The sequence below is a fragment of the Sphingomonas pruni NBRC 15498 genome, assembly GCF_001598455.1.
Classification (GTDB): Bacteria; Pseudomonadota; Alphaproteobacteria; order Sphingomonadales; family Sphingomonadaceae; genus Sphingomonas; species Sphingomonas pruni.
The window spans coordinates 1-17,465 of record NZ_BCYZ01000040.1; the positions used below are offsets into that span (position 1 = coordinate 1).

General features: G+C 63.9%; 15 protein-coding genes. 7 read left to right on the top strand and 8 right to left on the bottom strand.

The annotated features are described in order from the left end of the window. Window positions 1–13 precede the first annotated feature (13 nt). The gene (gene kynA, locus SPR01S_RS12630) at window positions 14–850 is read right to left on the bottom strand and encodes a tryptophan 2,3-dioxygenase (protein ID WP_066590121.1); all 837 of its coding nucleotides are present in this window, start codon (window positions 848–850) and stop codon (window positions 14–16) included. Next, complete coding sequence (kynU, locus tag SPR01S_RS12635; RefSeq protein WP_066590122.1) at window positions 847–2,040, bottom strand: kynureninase; 1,194 nt, start codon at window positions 2,038–2,040, stop codon at window positions 847–849. The genes kynA and kynU overlap by 4 nt, the downstream gene beginning before the upstream one ends. Before the next feature lie 636 nt (window positions 2,041–2,676). Between kynU and SPR01S_RS12645 the strand changes: the two genes are divergently transcribed. Further along, window positions 2,677–3,375, top strand: a complete 699-nt coding sequence (locus SPR01S_RS12645; protein WP_066590126.1) for an NAD-dependent deacylase — start codon at window positions 2,677–2,679, stop codon at window positions 3,373–3,375. 110 nt (window positions 3,376–3,485) lie between these two features. Here SPR01S_RS12645 and era read toward each other — a convergent pair whose 3' ends face one another. Genes era through lepB form a run of 3 tightly spaced genes read right to left on the bottom strand, consistent with a single transcriptional unit; the run spans window position 3,486 to window position 5,978 of the window. Continuing rightward, a complete protein-coding gene (gene era, locus SPR01S_RS12650) occupies window positions 3,486–4,391 on the bottom strand; it encodes a GTPase Era (protein WP_066590128.1) in 906 nt (301 codons plus the stop codon). After that, complete coding sequence (rnc, locus tag SPR01S_RS12655) at window positions 4,388–5,059, bottom strand: ribonuclease III (RefSeq protein WP_066590129.1); 672 nt, start codon at window positions 5,057–5,059, stop codon at window positions 4,388–4,390. The genes era and rnc overlap by 4 nt, the downstream gene beginning before the upstream one ends. Window positions 5,060–5,087: 28 nt before the next feature. Further along, complete coding sequence (gene lepB, locus SPR01S_RS12660) at window positions 5,088–5,978, bottom strand: signal peptidase I (protein ID WP_157082240.1); 891 nt, start codon at window positions 5,976–5,978, stop codon at window positions 5,088–5,090. A gap of 129 nt (window positions 5,979–6,107) precedes the next feature. On the opposite strand from lepB, the gene pgi reads away from it, so the two are divergent. Both pgi and gorA read left to right on the top strand, forming a co-directional pair. Continuing rightward, complete coding sequence (gene pgi, locus SPR01S_RS12665) at window positions 6,108–7,598, top strand: glucose-6-phosphate isomerase (protein ID WP_066590131.1); 1,491 nt, start codon at window positions 6,108–6,110, stop codon at window positions 7,596–7,598. A 130-nt stretch (window positions 7,599–7,728) separates the two neighbouring features. Continuing rightward, window positions 7,729–9,078, top strand: coding sequence for a glutathione-disulfide reductase (gorA, locus tag SPR01S_RS12670; protein ID WP_066590133.1), 1,350 nt, complete (start codon window positions 7,729–7,731; stop codon window positions 9,076–9,078). A gap of 500 nt (window positions 9,079–9,578) precedes the next feature. Here gorA and SPR01S_RS12675 read toward each other — a convergent pair whose 3' ends face one another. Further along, window positions 9,579–10,409 (bottom strand): TauD/TfdA dioxygenase family protein, encoded by an 831-nt coding sequence (locus tag SPR01S_RS12675; RefSeq protein ID WP_066590134.1) that lies wholly within the window; start codon window positions 10,407–10,409, stop codon window positions 9,579–9,581. Window positions 10,410–10,421: 12 nt separating this feature from the next. Here SPR01S_RS12675 and SPR01S_RS12680 point away from each other — a divergent pair, with 12 nt between their 5' ends. Further along, window positions 10,422–11,138, top strand: coding sequence for a Crp/Fnr family transcriptional regulator (locus SPR01S_RS12680; RefSeq protein WP_169803432.1), 717 nt, complete (start codon window positions 10,422–10,424; stop codon window positions 11,136–11,138). Between the two features lie 200 nt (window positions 11,139–11,338). Here SPR01S_RS12680 and SPR01S_RS12685 read toward each other — a convergent pair whose 3' ends face one another. Then, complete coding sequence (locus tag SPR01S_RS12685) at window positions 11,339–11,995, bottom strand: ArsR/SmtB family transcription factor (protein ID WP_066590138.1); 657 nt, start codon at window positions 11,993–11,995, stop codon at window positions 11,339–11,341. Between the two features lie 71 nt (window positions 11,996–12,066). Here SPR01S_RS12685 and SPR01S_RS12690 point away from each other — a divergent pair, with 71 nt between their 5' ends. From SPR01S_RS12690 to SPR01S_RS12700, 3 genes are all read left to right on the top strand, one after another. Beyond that, complete coding sequence (locus SPR01S_RS12690; RefSeq protein ID WP_066590139.1) at window positions 12,067–12,372, top strand: NIPSNAP family protein; 306 nt, start codon at window positions 12,067–12,069, stop codon at window positions 12,370–12,372. After that, window positions 12,369–12,716, top strand: a complete 348-nt coding sequence (locus SPR01S_RS12695) for an antibiotic biosynthesis monooxygenase family protein (RefSeq protein WP_066590141.1) — start codon at window positions 12,369–12,371, stop codon at window positions 12,714–12,716. The genes SPR01S_RS12690 and SPR01S_RS12695 overlap by 4 nt, the downstream gene beginning before the upstream one ends. A gap of 129 nt (window positions 12,717–12,845) precedes the next feature. After that, window positions 12,846–14,288 carry a GH1 family beta-glucosidase gene (locus SPR01S_RS12700; protein ID WP_218016754.1) on the top strand — a complete coding sequence of 481 codons (1,443 nt, stop codon included), beginning with the start codon at window positions 12,846–12,848 and terminating at the stop codon, window positions 14,286–14,288. A 478-nt stretch (window positions 14,289–14,766) separates the two neighbouring features. Here the strand turns inward: SPR01S_RS12700 and SPR01S_RS12705 are convergent, their stop codons facing one another. Next, a complete protein-coding gene (locus SPR01S_RS12705; RefSeq protein ID WP_157082242.1) occupies window positions 14,767–17,463 on the bottom strand; it encodes an RHS repeat-associated core domain-containing protein in 2,697 nt (898 codons plus the stop codon). Between the last annotated feature and the right edge of the window lie 2 nt (window positions 17,464–17,465).

Sequence of the window (17,465 nt, forward strand, 5' to 3'; positions counted from 1 at the left end):
TTGGTGCGAACGGTTAAAGTTCGGTGCGGACGTGCCACAACTCCGGAAACAGCTCGACCTCGAGCATCCGGCGCAGATAGGCGACGCCTTGCGTCCCGCCGGTACCGCGCTTGAGGCCGATCACGCGCTCGACCGTGGTGACGTGGTTGAACCGCCAGCGCCGGAAATAATCTTCGAGATCGACCAGTTTCTCGGCAAGCTCATAGAGCGGCCAATGCGTATCGGGGTCGCGATAGATTTCGGCCCAGGCGCTGCGGAGCTTGTCGCTTTCGCCGCGCTGTTCGCGAAGATCGGCGCGCTCCGGACCGACGTCGAAGCCGTAGCGCGCGAGCAGGCGGATCGCCTCGTCATACAGGCTCGGCCGCGCCAGGATGCCTTCCAGTTCGCCCATGACTTCGGCTCGGTGCGCGTGCGGCTTGAGCATCGCCGCATTGCGATTGCCGCAGAGGAATTCGATCGCGCGATATTGATGCGACTGGAACCCCGAGGACTGGCCGAGATCGGCACGGAATTCGGTATATTCGCTCGGCGTCAGTGTGCGCAGCACGTCCCAGGCATTGTTGAGTTGCTCCAGGATACGCGACACGCGCGCGAGCATCTTGAAGGCATGCGGCAACTTGTCGTTGGCGATCGCATCGCACGCCGATTCGAGCTCGTGCACCGCGAGCTTCATCCACAGCTCCGACGTCTGGTGCTGGATGATGAACAGCATCTCGTCATGCGCGGCCGAGCGCGGTTGCTGCGCGCCGAGGATCAAATCGAGGCGTAGATAGTCGCCATAGGCCATCTTGCCGGCGAAATCGGTTTCAGCGCCGGCGGCGACGCCGGCATGTGTAGGTTCGTCTGTCATGTTACCTTGGATCGCGTCGCATAAGCGGGGTCGTCCCACAAGCGCTCGGTCATCACGCGTTCGAGTACCTTCGCCGCCGCGACGACATCCTCCTCGGACAGATAGAGCGGCGTGAAGCCGAAGCGGATCAGATCGGGCGCGCGGAAATCGCCGATCACGTTGTTGGCGATCAGCGCCTGCATGATCGCATAGCCTTGCGGGTGGCGGAACGAGACCTGGCTGCCCCGCGCATGCGGATCGCGCGGCGAGGCGAGCGTCAGATCGGAGCAGCGCGTCTCGACCTCGGCAATGAACCGCTCGCTCAGCCGGATCGAGGCAGCGCGGACATCGGCCATGTCGACCCCGGCCCAGGCATCAAGCGCGACATCGAGCACCGCGAGCGCGAGCACCGGCGGCGTGCCGACGCGCATCCGTTCGACGCTGGCATGCGGACGATAGTCGAGATCGAAGGCGAACGGCGCCTCATGTCCCATCCAGCCCGACAGGATCGGCCGCGCGCTGTCGGCGAAACGCGGCGCGACATAAATGAAGGCAGGCGCGCCGGGGCCGCCGTTGAGATATTTATACGTACAGCCGACCGCGAAATCGGCGTCGGCCGCGGTCAGGTCGACCGGTACCGCGCCGGCCGAATGCGCGAGATCCCACACCGTCACCGCGCCCGCCGCATGCGCCTTGGAAGTCAGGGCCTTCATGTCGTGGCGGCGACCGGTGCGGTAATCGACTTCGGTGATCAGCGTCACGGCGACGCTCTCATCGATTGAGTCGGCGACCTGCTCGGGCTCGACCAGCCGCAGTTCGAGCCCACCGCCGAGCGCCTGGATCAACCCGCTGGCGATATAGAGGTCCGACGGGAAATTGCCGGTGTCGGACAGCACCACCTTGCGGTCGGGCCGTAGCGCCAGCGCGGCGGCCAGTGCCTGGAACACCTTGACCGACAAGGTATCGCCGGTCGCCACGCTCCCCTCCGGCGCGCCGATCAGCCGCCCGATGCGATCACCGACGCGGCGCGGCAGCCCGATCCAGTCGGCGCTGTTCCACGCGCGGATCAACTGGTCGCCCCATTCGCGCGTCAGCACCTCCCGCACCCGTGCCTCCGCCGCCACCGGCAGCGGGCCGAGCGAATTGCCGTCGAGATAGAGCACGCCCTCCGGAAGATGGAACAGCCGTCGGGTCGTCGCGAAATCGGTCATCGCGTCGTGTCACGCGGAAATCGGCGCCTTGTAAAGAGGCTGCCGGATCGCGGGGTTCGATCACAAACGCTGGCCGGTGCTCTGACGGGTGAATGGCCGACCGATCTGCTATCGCCCCGATTGCGAGCATCACGCATTCCTGAGATGACGCCTAAATGCGGGGACCGATCGCTTCGATAATTTGCGCATTCGCGCTGTCATCCTGTGGGTCAAAGACGCTCCACATATCTGCGGACCGATGCTGGTCCCTATCCGTGGGTGACAGGGTCGAAGGCACGGCGGTTCTCTTCGCTTACAAAGGCGATGGCTGCATTGAGTGTGGAGCAAGCGTGTCGGGTAAGGGCCCGGGTAACGGCTGCCCGCAAGTGCCTCTCACGATTACGGACGAGGCTGTGGTTCGAGCGTACGATCGCGTCGTGCGGTCCTCGCCTGAAATCATTCCAGGCTTCGTTCAGCCAACAATATTCGTGACCGGGGAGGTCCTTCCGTATGATGGGAAGAAGGGAGCGCTGACTATCAGGGCGACCCAGTTGCGCATTGCGAAAACCGGCGACAGCTAGATCCTATTTCGTGCAGAGCCTGCCTATCGCCTAACCACCAATAGCGGTTGACGCGGCTATCGCTTAGCACAGCTAAATGACCGACATCCGCAACATCGTCGTCCTGACCGGCGCAGGCATTTCCGCCGAAAGCGGCATCGCGACGTTTCGCGGGCCAGGCGGGTTGTGGGAAGGGCATCGGGTCGAGGATGTCTGTACGCCGCAGGCGTTGGCGCGCGATCCCGAGTTGGTGCATCGCTTCTACGACCTCCGGCGCGCGGCGCTGGCTGGGGTCGAGCCCAATGCGGCGCATCAAGCGCTGGCGCGGCTCGATGCCGAGTGGCCGGGCGAGTTGCTGATCGTCACGCAGAATGTCGACGATTTGCATGAGCGCGCGGGCGCGAAGCGATTGCTCCATATGCATGGTGAGTTGAAGTCGGCGCTGTGCGCGGCGTGCGAGCACCGGCAGGCGTGGGACGGCGATATGCCGCCGGGGACGATCTGCGCGTCGTGCGGCGCGCCGGCGGTGCGGCCCGATATCGTGTTCTTCGGCGAGATGCCGTACGCGATGGACGTGATCGAGCGGGCGATTTCCCGTGCCGATTTGTTCGTGTCGATCGGGACATCGGGCGCGGTCTATCCGGCGGCGGGATTCGTGCAGACCGCGAAGTATCACGGGGCGCGGACGCTGGAGCTTAACCTCGACCGATCCGAGGGGAGCGCGTGGTTCCACGAGGGTCGGTTGGGACCGGCGGGCGAGTTGGTGCCGGAGTGGGTGGGTCAGATGCTCGCCTGACCCACTCCGTCATCCCAGCGAAAGCTGGGATCTCAAGCCGCATCGCATAAACCGCCAGAGACCCCAGCTTTCGCTGGGGTGACGGAAAGCGTGCTAGGGCGATGGAAGGGTCAGTCGACCCAATCCAGCCCGATGTCGCGATAGACCTCGCGGTCCTCATCCCAACCCGGCTTCACCTTGACGTGGAGATAGAGATGCACCGGGCGATCGAGCAATTCGTTCAACTGCGCCCGCGCCCGCGCCCCGATCTCCTTGATCCGGCTGCCGCCCTTGCCCAGCACGATCGCGCGCTGGGTCGGGCGTTCGACCAGGATCTGTTGGCGGATCTCGACCGATCCGTCCTCGCGTTCCTGGAAAGCCTCGGTCTCGACCGTGCTGGCATAAGGCAATTCGGCATGGAGCTGGAGGTAGAGCTGTTCGCGCGTCACTTCGGCGGCCAGCGCGCGCTCGGTCGCGTCGCTGACCTGGTCCTCGGGGAAATGCCACGGCCCTTCGGGCATGGTGTAGGCGAGCGCCTTCTTGAGTTCCGGCAACCCGTCGCCGGTCGAGGCCGAGACGAAGAAGGTCTCGTCGAAATGGGTGATCGCGTTCAACTTCTCAGCATGGACGAGCAGGCGCGCCTTGTCGGCGATGTCGACCTTGTTGAGGATCAGGAACTTGCGCTCCCGGCGTGCCGCGATGCTTTCGACGATCGGCACGACCTTGGGGCCGAGACCACCCTTGGCGTCGACTACGAGCGCGATCAGGTCGGCCCCTTCGGCCCCGCCCCAGGCCGCCGCGACCATCGCGCGATCGAGCCGGCGCTGCGGTTCGAAAATGCCGGGCGTATCGACTAGCAGGATCTGCGTCTCGCCCTCGATCGCGACGCCGAGCAATCGCGTGCGCGTGGTCTGCGCCTTCGGGCTTACGATCGCCACTTTCTGCCCGACCAGCGCATTGACCAGGGTCGACTTGCCGGCATTGGGCGCACCGAGCACGGCGACGAGGCCGCAATGTTGGGTTTGGGGCTCCGTCATGGCTGCACCTGCGCGAGCAGCACGCGGGCAGCGGCGGTTTCCGCTTCCTGCTTGCTCGATCCTTCGGCGTCGGCGCTGGCGAAGGCGCCGAGCGACACACGCACGGTGAAGCGCGGCGCGTGCTGCGGGCCGGACCGCGTGACGACCTCGTACACCGGCGCCTTGCGATTGTGCGCGGCGGCCCATTCCTGCAGCGCCGATTTGGGGTGTTGCGGCGCGCGCGCATCGGCATGGACGCGGTCGGCCCAGCGCGCTCGGACGAAATCGCGCGCTGGCGCGAAGCCGGCGTCGAGATAGAGCGCGCCGATCAGCGCCTCCATCACATCGCCCAGCACATTGTCGCTGTCGGCGGCGCCGTCATCACGCGCCTGTTTGCCCAGGCCGAGGAACGGCCGCACCCCGATCTCGCGCGCGACATCGGCGCAGACCGCTCCGGTGACCAAAGCGTTGAGGCGTTTCGACAGACTGCCCTCCGGCTCGTCGGCGAACAATTCGTACAGCCATTCGGCCATGGCCAGCCCGAGCACGCGGTCGCCGAGAAATTCGAGCCGCTCGTAATTCGCGCTCGCCTGGCTGCCATGGGTCAGCGCGCGCTCGAATCGCGCAAGGTCGCCGGGCCGATGGCCGAAGGTCTCGGCGATCCAGCCGGCAAGGTCCTGGGTCGTCACTTGGCTATCCCCGATCCAGGGGCAGTGGTCAAAACCCCTGCCCCAGCCGGCTCCAGCGCGCCGCGGTGAACCAGGTCCAGGGCAGCAGCCATTGCGCGTTGCCGTCGGTCGACCAGAAGGTGACGACCGCCTTGCCTTCCAGATTTTCCAGCGGGACCATGCCGATCGCGCCATTTTCCTGAGCGGGGAAGCGGCTGTCGCCCGAATCGTCGCGATTGTCGCCCATCAGGAAAACGTGGCCGGCGGGCACGTTATAGACGTCGGTATCGTCGCGATCGGGGAATTCGCCGCGATCGAGTACATTGTAGCTGACCCCGTTGGGCAGGGTTTCCTTGAACTGCATGTAGCGGCAGATCGGCTTGCCCGCGCTGTCGGTCGCCTGGAATTCCGCCGGGCATTCCTTGCCGGCTGGATAATTGGGCGTGAGCGGAATGACGAAATCGGCGACGCGCACCTTGGGCACCGCGACACCGTTCAGGATCAATTGGCCATGGCGCATCTGGATCGTGTCACCGGGCAGGCCGATGACGCGCTTGATATAATCCTGGTCGTTGCCTGGCGGCGCCTTGAACACCACCACGTCGCCGGGGGTCGGGTTGCGGCCGAAGATGCGCCCCGGGATCAGCGGTACGCTGAACGGCAGCGAATGCTTGGAATAGCCGTAATTCCATTTCGAGATGAACAGATAGTCGCCGATATAGAGCCGCGGCAGCATCGACTGCGACGGGATCGAGAAAGGCGAGAACAGGAAACTGCGGAAGATCACGACGACGAGGACCAGCTTGACGATGAAGCTGAGCGTGTCCTTCCAATCCTCTTCCTTCTTGGGTTTCTTCACGGGCGGCGCAGGCGTGCCGGCGGGCGCCACAACGGGATCGGGCGCGGCGTCGGACGGGGTCGCCTGAGGTATATCGGTCATGGCGCGCGGTTTGCGCATGCAGCCAGCGCGCGTCAAGCATACGTATGACCGTGGCGCGGCGGCGTGGTTCCTTGAACGGGACGGCCGGAACGCCCATTGAGGCCCCGGAGTCGAACAAGGAACCCAAACATGGCCGACTGGAGCGAGATCGAGGCGCTGAAGCGCATCCCCCTGACCAAGCTGTTCGCCGACGACCCGGAGCGGCTGGGCAAATATTCGGCCGACGTCGCCGGCATCCATTTCGACTGGTCGAAGACTCACCTGACCGACGAAGCGATCAAGGCGTTCGAGAAGCTGGCCAAGGCGAGCGATCTGGCCGGCAAGCGTGAGGCGTTGTTCTCGGGCCAGGTGATCAACGTCACCGAGGACCGCGCCGTCACCCACACGGCCGAGCGCGGCGAAGGCGACAAGGACGACGTCGCCAAGGCGCAGGCGCTTCACGCCAGGATGCGCGCGCTGATCGATGCGATCGAGGCCGAGGCGTTGGGGCCGATCCGCAACATCCTGCATGTCGGGATCGGCGGGTCGGCGCTAGGCCCCGACCTGCTGATCGACGCGCTGGGGCGCGAATCCAATCGCTATGAGGTAGCGATCGTTTCGAACGTCGACGGGCTGGCGCTGGAAGAAGCGTTCAAGCGGTTCGACCCGAGCGCGACGTTGCTCGCGATCGCCTCCAAGACCTTCACCACCACCGAGACGATGCTCAACGCCGAAAGCGTGATCGAGTGGATGCAGGCGGGTGGGGTCGAGGACCCCTATGGCCGCGTCGTCGCGCTGACCGCCGATCCCGACAAGGCGATCGAATGGGGCGTCGACGAGACGCGCGTCCTGCCGTTCGCCGATACGGTCGGCGGGCGGTACTCGCTATGGTCTTCGATCGGTTTTCCAGCGGCGATGGCGCTCGGCTGGGACGCCTTTTCCGAACTGCTCGAAGGCGCGGCCGAGATGGACCGTCATTTCCGGCTGTCGGCGCTGCACGAGAACGTCCCTGCGCTCGCCGCCTTTGCCGACCTGCTCTACACCCAGGCCTTCGGCTGCGAGACGCGCGGCGTGTTCTGTTACGACGAGCGGCTCCGGCTGCTCCCGTCCTACCTCCAGCAGCTCGAAATGGAATCGAACGGCAAGGGCACGACGATCGACGGCAAGAAGGTCGGCCGGCCGACCGCGCCGATCACCTGGGGCGGGGTCGGCACCGACCAGCAGCATGCGGTGTTCCAGTTGCTCCATCAGGGCACGCACCTGGTCCCGCTCGAATTCATCGGCGTCATCGAGCAGGCCGATACGCTGAGCGAGGATCACCACAAGACCCTGCTCAACAGCATGTTCGCGCAAGGCGCCGCGCTGATGAAGGGCCGCGAGAATCCCGACGACCTCGCCCGCGCCTATCCGGGCGATCGCCCCTCCACCACGTTGCTGCTCGACGAGCTCGATCCGCGCACCCTCGGCGCCCTGATCGCCTATCACGAGCATCGCGTGTTCGTGTCGGGCGTGCTGCTCGGGATCAATTCGTTCGACCAGTTCGGAGTCGAACTCGGCAAGGAAATGGCCAAGGCCGCCGCCAAGGGTGGCGGCGATTTCGACGTTTCGACCCAGGATCTGATCAAGCGGGCATTTGGATGAATCTCCCCACCGTCATCCCCGCGAGAGCGGGGACCCATCTCGTGCGAGCGCCGCAAGCACGATGGGCATGTTGGCGGTGAGTGTTGGAGATGGGTCCTCGCTTTCGCGGGGATGACGGAAGGAAGAATGAATGACTGACTACGACTACGACCTGTTCGTCATCGGTATCGGATCCGGCGGTACGCGCGCGGCGCGGGTGGCGGCGGCACATGGCGCGAGAGTCGCGGCGGCGGAGGAATATCGCGTCGGCGGCACCTGCGTGATCCGCGGCTGCGTGCCCAAGAAATTGCTCGTCTATGGCGCGCATTTCGCCGAGGATTTGATGGACGCGCGGCGGTTCGGCTGGGACGTGCCGGCCGATTGCAAGTTCGACTGGAAGACACTGACCGGCAACGTGTTCGAGGAAGTCGACCGGATCAGCAAGGCGTACAACACCACGCTCGACAGCCATAAGGTCGAGGTGATCAACGAGCGCGCCGAGCTGACCGGCCCCAATTCGATCCGGCTGGCGTCCGGGCGCGAGGTCACGTCCAAATACATTTTGATCGCGACGGGCGCGCGGCCGCACATTCCGACCTGCCCCGGCCACGAATTTGGCATCACCTCGAACGAGGCGTTCCACCTGGAAAGCGTGCCCAAGCGCATCCTGATCGCGGGCGCGGGCTATATCGCCAACGAGTTCGCCGGCATCTTCCACGAGTTCGGCGCCAAGGTGACGCTGATCAACCGCAGCGACCAGATATTGCGCGGCTATGACGAGCAGATCCGCGACCGCCTGCTCCAGATCAGCATGATGAAGGGCATCGATTTCCGCTTCAACGCCAAGTTCGAAGGGATCGAGAAGCAGGCCGACGGCTCCCTCAAGGTCTCGATGTCGAACCATGCGCCAATCGAGGTCGATTGCGTGATGTTCGCGACCGGCCGCGTGCCCAATACCGAGAATCTCGGCCTCGACGCGGCAGGTGTCGAGCTCACCGAGAAAGGCGCGATCCGGGTCGACGAGGACAATCGCTCGAGCGTCCCCAGCATCTTCGCGGTGGGCGACGTCACCGACCGTATCCAACTGACCCCGGTTGCGATCCGCGAAGGCCAGGCGTTCGCCGATACGATCTTCGGCAACAAGCCGACCCGTGTCGATTATCATTGCGTCCCCGCTGCCGTGTTCAGCCATCCGCAAATGGCCGGCGTCGGCCTGACCGAGAGCCAGGCCAAGCAGAAATACGGATCGGTCAAAGTCTATGTCAGCGACTTCCGCCCGATGAAGAACGTGCTGGCCGGCCGCAACGAGCGCGCGCTCTACAAGATGATCTGCGACGGCGAGACCAACAAGATCCTCGGCATCCACATGATCGGGCCGGAGGCGGCGGAAATCCTGCAAGCCGCGGCGGTCGCGGTGAAGGCAGGCCTGACCAAGGATGCCTTCGACCAGACTGTGGCGCTGCATCCGACGATGGCGGAGGAATTGGTGCTGATGAAATAGGGGGCGGCCTCGAAGACGGAGCCAGAGGAATGTCCGAAGAGCCTGCTTGCGAGACGTGTGGATCCACCGATCTGCGGATGATCGTCCATTATGGAAGTTACGTTCTGCGGTGTCAGTCGTGTCAGTCAGGGCCAGCCACGAGCTTCTTGTCCGTCGCAAGGTATTTGATGGACCGCTACCGAGCCACGGAGGTGGACGAAGACTGCCGCGAAGTCGCTTTTGTTGCAGAAGGTAATGGCCCAACCTTCATGAACACCGTCGCGGCGGCGGCACGTAGCGGTAAACGTATCTTACTGACCCCGCTATCCTAACCGATACATAGCTCGGGAAGAGCGCGAGCAAGACAACTCCTCTCCCTTTGGGAGAGGAAGGGGCCCGCTCGGCGCAGCCGAGTGGGAAGGTGAGGGCAGGCGGAAAGGCTTGATGCTGCCCTCTCCGTTCCGCCGCCTGCGGCGGCTCCCTCCCTCTCCCAGAGTGAGAGGGAATTTGGGCCTGCCACCCTAACTCAGCGCCACCCCCGATATCGTGATGCGGTGCATCAGTCGCCGATGCCCCTGATAGTCGTTCATCGCGCAATGCCAGGTCGAACGATTGTCCCAGATCGCGAGCGAGCCTGGCGCCCATTGCAGACGGCATTGGAATTCCGGCCGCATCGCGACCGAATAGAGATACGCCAGCAACGACATGCTCTCCTCGCGCGTCCAGCCTTCGAAATGGAGCGTGAAGGCGGGATTGACGTAGAGGATCTTGCGCCCCGTAACCGGATGGCGGATCACCGCCGGATGGACCGCGGCGGCGTGGATCTCATGTCCCTTGAGATCGGCGGCCTGGTCGGTCTTCGCGTAGATGCCGTCATGGCCGTAAATGTGATCGGCCGAATGCACCGCGCGTAGCCCGTCCAGCGTCGCCTTCAGCCCGTCCGATAGCGAGTCGTACGCCGCGCCCAGGCTGGAAAACAGCGTGTCGCCGCCGGTCGGCGGAGTTTCGCGCGCGAGCAGGATCGAGCCCATCGCCGGCACCTGGTCATAGCTGTGGTCGGTATGCCACCCGCCGCCGATATTGGTGGTCTGGGTCTCCGCCTTGCGCACCTCGGCGATCTCCGGATGGCCCCCATTCGCCGGGAAGTAATTGTTGATGTCGATCGTGCCCCAACGGCGCGCGAACGCGATATGGTCCTCAGGCGTCAGCTCCTGGTCGCGGACGAACAACACGCCGCGATCGGCGACCGCCGCCTTGAGCGCGTCGATGCCGCTGTCGTCGAGGTCGCGCAGGTCGATGCCGCTGGCTTCGGCGCCGCAATGGTCGGCGATCGGACGAATCTGGATGGTCATGATTCCTCTCCTTTGCCGGCGATCTTATCGCGCGGCTTGTACCAGGATTGCTACGATCGTAGCAATTGGCGGATGGAATTGCTCGACGCCCTCCGCCGTGGCCGCTGGTTTGCCACGCTCGACCCGGCGCTCGCCGCCGAACTGATTGCAGCCGGCCGCATCGCCGCGCTCGATGCCGGGCAGTGGATCTATTCGGAAGGCGACGAGGAGCCGGGCCTGTGCCTGGTTGTCGAGGGCGTGCTGCGGCTGGAAGCGAGCGTCGGTCCCGATCGCGACGTGCTGCTCGGGCTGGCGGGGCCGGGCCAGGCGATCGGCCAGTCGCGACGCTTCGGCGGCGGACGACGGATCGTGACGGCACGCGCGCAGCGCGCAGCGCGCGTGCTGCTGGTGCCCGACGCTGCCCTGCCGGGAATCGCAGCGCGCCAGCCGGGCGCGTGGCCGGCGACGATGGCCTTGCTCTACGACCAGCTCGACGTCGCGGTGCATAATGCCGCGCTCAACCTCTGCCTGTCGCCGCGCGAGCGGGTTGCGGCACGACTGGCGCAACTGGCCGACGACCAGGGCGAGGTGCCGGCGACGCAAGCCGATCTCGCCGAAATGTGCGGGCTCAGCCGGAAATCGGCGAGCGGGCATATCCTGGCGCTGGCGAAACGCGGCTGGGTTGTGCCGGGATATAGGTCGTTGCGCGTACTCGACGCGGCGGCACTGCGCGGGATTGCCGGGATTTAGGACGTATCGACGTTACGATTCTCCCCTCCCTGCAAGGGAGGGGATCAAGGGGTGGGTTGAGCGCCGGGCGAGGCTCGATGCCTCGTCCGGCGCTGTTTTGCCGACAGGTCCATGAGTCTATGGGCGCGCAGACGCGCGCACCCACCCCCAGCCCCTCCCTGCAAGCAGGGAGGGGAGTTCGAAAACTGAATGTCGACACCCTAAAGCCCGAACAGCCGGTCGAACGCCGCGCCACCGCGCTGGCCGAAATCGATTACCCTGCCCTCGCCGCGCCGCGCCCAGCCCTCGGCGAGCGCGCGGCTCAATATCTGCGCGCCGAGCGCCCCGCCGAGATGATGCCGCCGCTCGCTCCAGTCGAGACAGGTGCGGCAGAACGGCCGCCGCCCGTCGCCGCGCACGAACCCGCGCTCGGCGAGCCACGTGCGGCCGGCGTCGGTCAGGCCGTGGTCGACCATCATCCCCGCGTCTGCCAGCTTCGCCGCCACCGCCACCGCGCGCGCCCCGGCGAGATGATCGTAGCACACCCGCGCCTCGCGCAGCGCCGGGTCGCGCGGCCCCGTCCGCACCCTGACCGCGCCGGTGCGCTGGGCAAGCTCCATCAACGCTTCGAGCGCGGTCGCCACGTCCGGCCCCGGCAGCCTAAGATAACGATGTCGCCCCTGTTTCTCCGCCGCGAGCAGCCCCGCCGTCTCCATCCGTGCGATATGCCCGCTGGCGGTCGGCAAGGTGATACCGGCGACCTGCGCCAGCTCGCTCACCGTCAGCGCGCGCCCGTCCATCAGCGCCGTCAGCATGTTGGTGCGCGCCGGGTCGCCGATCAAAGCGGCGATTTCGGCGATATAGGGGCCTTCTCTCATGGTTCGTTCTGTACCGAACCATCGCCGCGGCCGGAATCGCTAAAGTGCCTGCACACTTTGGAGAAGACCGAATGATCACCTGCTTCATCCGCTACGATATCGAGCCTTGGGGTCGCGACGCGTTCGTCGATTATGCCCGCGCCTGGGGCCAGGCGATCCCCGAATGCGGCGCCGATCTGATCGGCTATTACGCCCCGCACGAGGGATCGGCGACCACCGCGTACGGCGTCTACAACATCGAGAGCCTGGCCGAGTATGAAGCCTATCGCGCGCGGCTCAAGGATCACCCGCTCGGCCGCCAGAACTTCGCCTTCGCACAAGGCGAGCGCTTCATCCGGCGCGAGGATCGCATCTTCCTGACGCGGGTCGACCGGTGATCGCGGTGATCTTCGAGGTCGAGCCCGCCGGGGGACAGCGCGACGCCTATCTCGACATCGCGGCGCGGCTGAAGCCCGAATTGGAGGCGATCGACGGATTCCTCTCGGTCGAGCGATTCGAGAGCCTGACCAATCCCGGCAAGATCCTGTCGCTGAGTTTCTTCCGTGATGAAGCGGCGATCGCGGCGTGGCGCAACACCGAGGACCATCGCCAGGCGCAGGCGGCAGGGCGGGATGGGGTGTTCGCGGACTATCGGCTGCGGGTAGCGGCGGTGCTGCGCGACTATGGGATGACGGAGCGAGAGGAAGCGCCCGCGGACAGGCGGACAGCGCACGAGATTTAGGTTTTATCTCGGCGCAACGTCACGCCGAAATATAGCGTTGACTATTGTTTTCGCGCGCTCTTTGATCGGCTCGGTCACCCCTGCTCGTGCCATTGCGGCCGAGACAATGGGGAGATGGGAGAGGCGAGCATGCGGAGGCGTGAATTCGTACTGGCGACGGGCGCGACGATTGCGGCACCTGGGCTGATCGCGGCGTCGAAGTCCGGGGTACAACCCGCCATGCCGGCCTTCCCGCCCGATTTTCTGTGGGGGGTGGCAGCGTCCTCCTATCAGATCGAAGGCGCGGTAAACGAGGACGGTCGCGGAAAGTCGATCTGGGACACGTTCTGCCGCCAGCCCGGCAATGTCGCGGGTAACGCCAATGGCGACATCGCGTGCGATCACTATCATCGGTATCGCGAGGACGTGGGGCTGATCAGCCAGCTCGGCGCGCGGACCTATCGTTTCTCGATCGCCTGGCCGCGGATCCAGGCCGAGGGCCGTGGCGCGGCCAATCCGAAGGGGCTCGATTTCTACTCGCGGCTGGTCGACGAATTGCTGGCCAAGGGCGTCGCGCCGATGCCGACCCTGTTCCACTGGGATTTGCCGCAAAAGCTACAGGATACCGGCGGCTGGCAGAACCGCGACACCTGCGATCGCTTCGCCGATTATGCGCAGATCATGGCGGAGCATCTCGGCGATCGCGTGCCGCGCTGGATCACGCATAACGAGACCTTCATGCACCATGTCCTGGGGCACGTTCTCGGCGTCAATGCGCCGGGACTGAAGCTCGATATGCCGCAATCCTTTCCGGTCGCGCATCACTTGCTGTTATCGCACGGCAAAGCCGTCCAAGCGCTCCGCGCGACGGCGAAACGCAAGGCGCAGATCGGCATCGCCCAGAATCTGGCGATGGTACGACCGGCCGATCCGGCGCGGGATGAGCCGGCAGCGCAGGCAATGACGCTCTATTATTGGGGATTGCACGTCGATCCACTGCTGCTCGGCCGCTACCCTGCGGAATTGCCGGACGCCCTGACCGCGACGGCGGTGCGGGACGGCGACCTCAAGACGATCGCCCAGCCGCTCGATTTCCTCGGCGTCAATTATTACAATACCAACTTCATGCGCGTCAGTCCGCCGGGCAGCGCCCAGCCGATCGAGGAAGCGCGGCCGCCGGCGAAATTCAAGCGCACCGCGATGGGCTGGCCAGTCGATCCGCAAGGCATGATTGATGTGTTGCTTGGGTTACGCGATCGCTACGGCAGCGCTTTGCCTCCGATCGTCATTACGGAAAACGGCGCGGCCTTCACCGACACTGTCGCGCGCGGTGCGGTGCATGACGCCGACCGGATCGCGTTCCTCGACGCCCATATCCGCGCAGTCAGGAAGGCGATGGATGCCGGTATCGATGTGCGCGGTTATCTGGTGTGGTCGATCCTCGACAATTTCGAGTGGGCCGACGGCTATGGACCACGGTTCGGCTTGGTGCGCGTCGATTACGCTACGCAGCGGAGAACGCCGAAGGAGTCGTACTATTGGTATCGCAGGTTGATTGCGGGTCAGGCTGATGTCGCGCTTACCAGACGGTGAGTGTCCCTGCCAGGCGACCATGGGCGGATGACGAACATACGGAGGCTAGAACTACCCAACCCTCTCCTGCCAAGCGCAGGACTAGTAATTATTGACGGGTTATTGCACGCGGCGCCATAATTGTTAAGTCGCAAGAGCAAGATACATCGTTTTTCCGGCACCGTATTATAATTAGCGCAATTCCTCAGATCACCGTCAGCATCAACATCTTTATTCTCCAGAATCTATCGCCTCGTCCTTTTCTCTTCGCCAGAGAGCTCTGATGCCTGACCGTTCGGCGAGCCATCCCGGCGGCAGATCAGATATGCCATCTATACTAGCATCGTCATCGGTTAAATGATGGTAATGCAACATAACGTAATCATCATCGTGGTCATTACCCCCGCAAGTAAATGACCAATCACCATCTTGATGGTGAAACACTAACAGGCAAGGCCGAATCTTAGCCGCGATATGCTTGCACGCAATCACTCCAAAATCACCGTCCACTTGCTTCTTTCCTTTTTTTATAATCATCCTCATTCTGAGGACCCTTTTCCCTGTTACATTTTCTGCAGGAGTTAGCTAAATTATCATCCTCCGTTTTGCCCCCGTTTTTCCATGACTGTCTGTGATCAATCTCCGAGGAACTATCCGAACCGGTCTTTGGCTGTGTTTTCTTTCCGCAGAGATAACACCTAGGGTTGCCGTCGGCATCCCTACTTCTATCGACTGCCCGGCTCCGCTGCCCAGCGGTTGGGCGTCGATTATTTTCGTTTATTGTGGCACCGCGAGGGGAAATCGCATTCGAAATTCGGCGAGCCCCATCATACGCTAGGGCCCCGCTAGCCACTATCACAACGGTGGACGCTGCCGCAGCCGGGACGGCGATCGGAGTTGCGATACCTGCCGTCCCGACCTCAGCAGCCCCTGAGACGCCGTCTCCTGCGGCACCCACAACCATTCCAACCACACCGACCGCCATCTCGGCCGTGCCCTCTACTACTTGCCCGGCGCGCTCCCAGAACGACTGAGTACCAGAGGGATCTCGACCATCGATCGGGTCATTACCGACATAAGCGTAAAGATTTACCTGATCCTTATACCCGATCGGATCGGTCTGCATGAACCGCCCCAGCGTGGGCGAGTACATCCTGGCCTTGTAGTAATAGAGCCCCAACTGCCCGAGCCATAATTGTCCGGTATATTGGAACAGACCGCCGTTGGTGCTCGGCGAGATGCCATATTCGTCGTAGGTGTTGATATACGTCTTGGCACCAGTCGCGTCAGCCGTCGACACGATCGAACCTTGGTAGTCGGCCTGCAAACTAGAGCGCGCGCTATAGCCGGCACCGGTATATTGGATCATCGGGTCGTCCTCGTTCGGGCCGTGGACGATTTTCACTGTCGCGTTGGGGTTCACCGCCATAACCATGGCATCGCCGTCGTAAGTGTATTCCCAGGTCTTGGTAGGAAAGGCGTACTGCCAGAGACGGCCCAACGGATCGTATTTGAGGGTGATTGCCCCGATCGCGGTCGTGGCCGAGATCATCCGGTTCTCGACATCATAGCTGTAGCTATTGGTGCCATCGCCGGTCAGGTTGCCGTTGTCGTCGTACGTGAATGACGCGCTGCCCGCGATCGCGTACTGGTTGAGTCCGTTGACCGCATATGGCCGGCTGACGCTGACATAGGCGTTGAATGCGTATGCATCGTTCGACCGCGTCTTGGTGACGATCTGACTCGCAGGATTGTAGGCGAACGTGCTGGTAACATCGTCTGCCGTGCCGGAGAGATTGTCAGCCCAATTCGTCGGCCGCGATACCGCGTCGTAGCCCAGTGTCGTAGTCACCGCCCCGCGCGTCTGGCTCGCGACCGTCTGTTGTGGACTGTAGACCGTCGAGACGATGGCGGTCGCCCCCGCTTCCTTGATCGTCGTCAGCCGGTCGAGCCCGTCATAGACGTAGGTGAAGTACGAAGCGTCGGGATAGGTAAGCTGAGACCGGTTGCCATCGGCATCGTAGGTGTAGCCGAGCGTCCGGGCGGTCGCGCCCATGTTGTTGGTTGTACTGCTGAGTTCACCGAACCCGTCATAGGTGTGGGTGATGCCAACACCACTGGTCGACGCGAACAGCGCCGATAGCTGCAGGCCCCGTGCATCATAGGCGAAATAGACGTCGCTCACCGTCCCGCCGGGAATGTCTTTGATCGTATTGCGATTGAGCGCGTCGAAGGCGTAGCGGATGACGTTGCCGTCGCGCTTCATCAGCTTGGCGCGGTTACCGTTGCGGTCGTAGGCGTACTTCTCGCAATCATCGCCGGCAGTGCGCGTCTCCGAGGGACCAGCCACCGTGTTGCCGAAGCCGTCGGTCGCCTCGGCGATCGTGCCGATCGTGCACGCCGCCGAACTACCGGTCACCGTCTTCGACGGGAACGCCCAGGCGACCAGGCGATCGAACCCGTCATAGGTGTAGGTGGTGAGATTGCCGTCGGCGTCCTTCAGCGTCTTCTGCTTGCCGTTGGGCGTATAGGTATAGGTGACGTAATCCTGCTGCAACTGAGGCAGGCCGCTGGCCGTCGTCTGGCCGTATGCCTTGATCACCTTCAACAATTGACCGGCATCGTCATAGACGTTCTTCGTGATGCGGTCGGGGCCGTAGGTGCTGCTGGTGGTCGCTAGCGTGCAGGCCGAAGTTGGGAGCGCGCTCCAGGTCGCGGGGTTCATCCGGACCGCAGTGCAATCCGGCCGGCCGACAGCATCATAGCTGTATTGGGTGGCTGCGGTCTGCGTCCAGGTGGCACCGCCATCACCCGAACCCGAGGTCGTCTCGAGAACCTTGCGGTCGAGGGCGTCGTAGCTGGTGACGACCTTGGTGAAGATCTGGAAGCCGGTCTTGGGGGTAGGGTTCCAGACCGGCCATGCCGATGGCAAGACGCTCTCGCTCTGCCAACTCGATAGCTGACCCTTCTCGACCGTGGTCAGCCGACCGTCGACGTCATAGGTGTTTCTGACCGCCGCATAGAGCAGCGGCGCCAACGGTCCGCTGCCGTCCGGATCCGGCGCGATCGTGCCCACCACGCGATTGGCGGCATCGTAACGGGTCCCCGTCGTGAAGTCGGATGGCAGGGCCTGGGCGAGCGCAACCGCCGGCAGTAAGCCCAGCACCAGACCGGCGAGCGCGGCCAGCCGCCGCATCG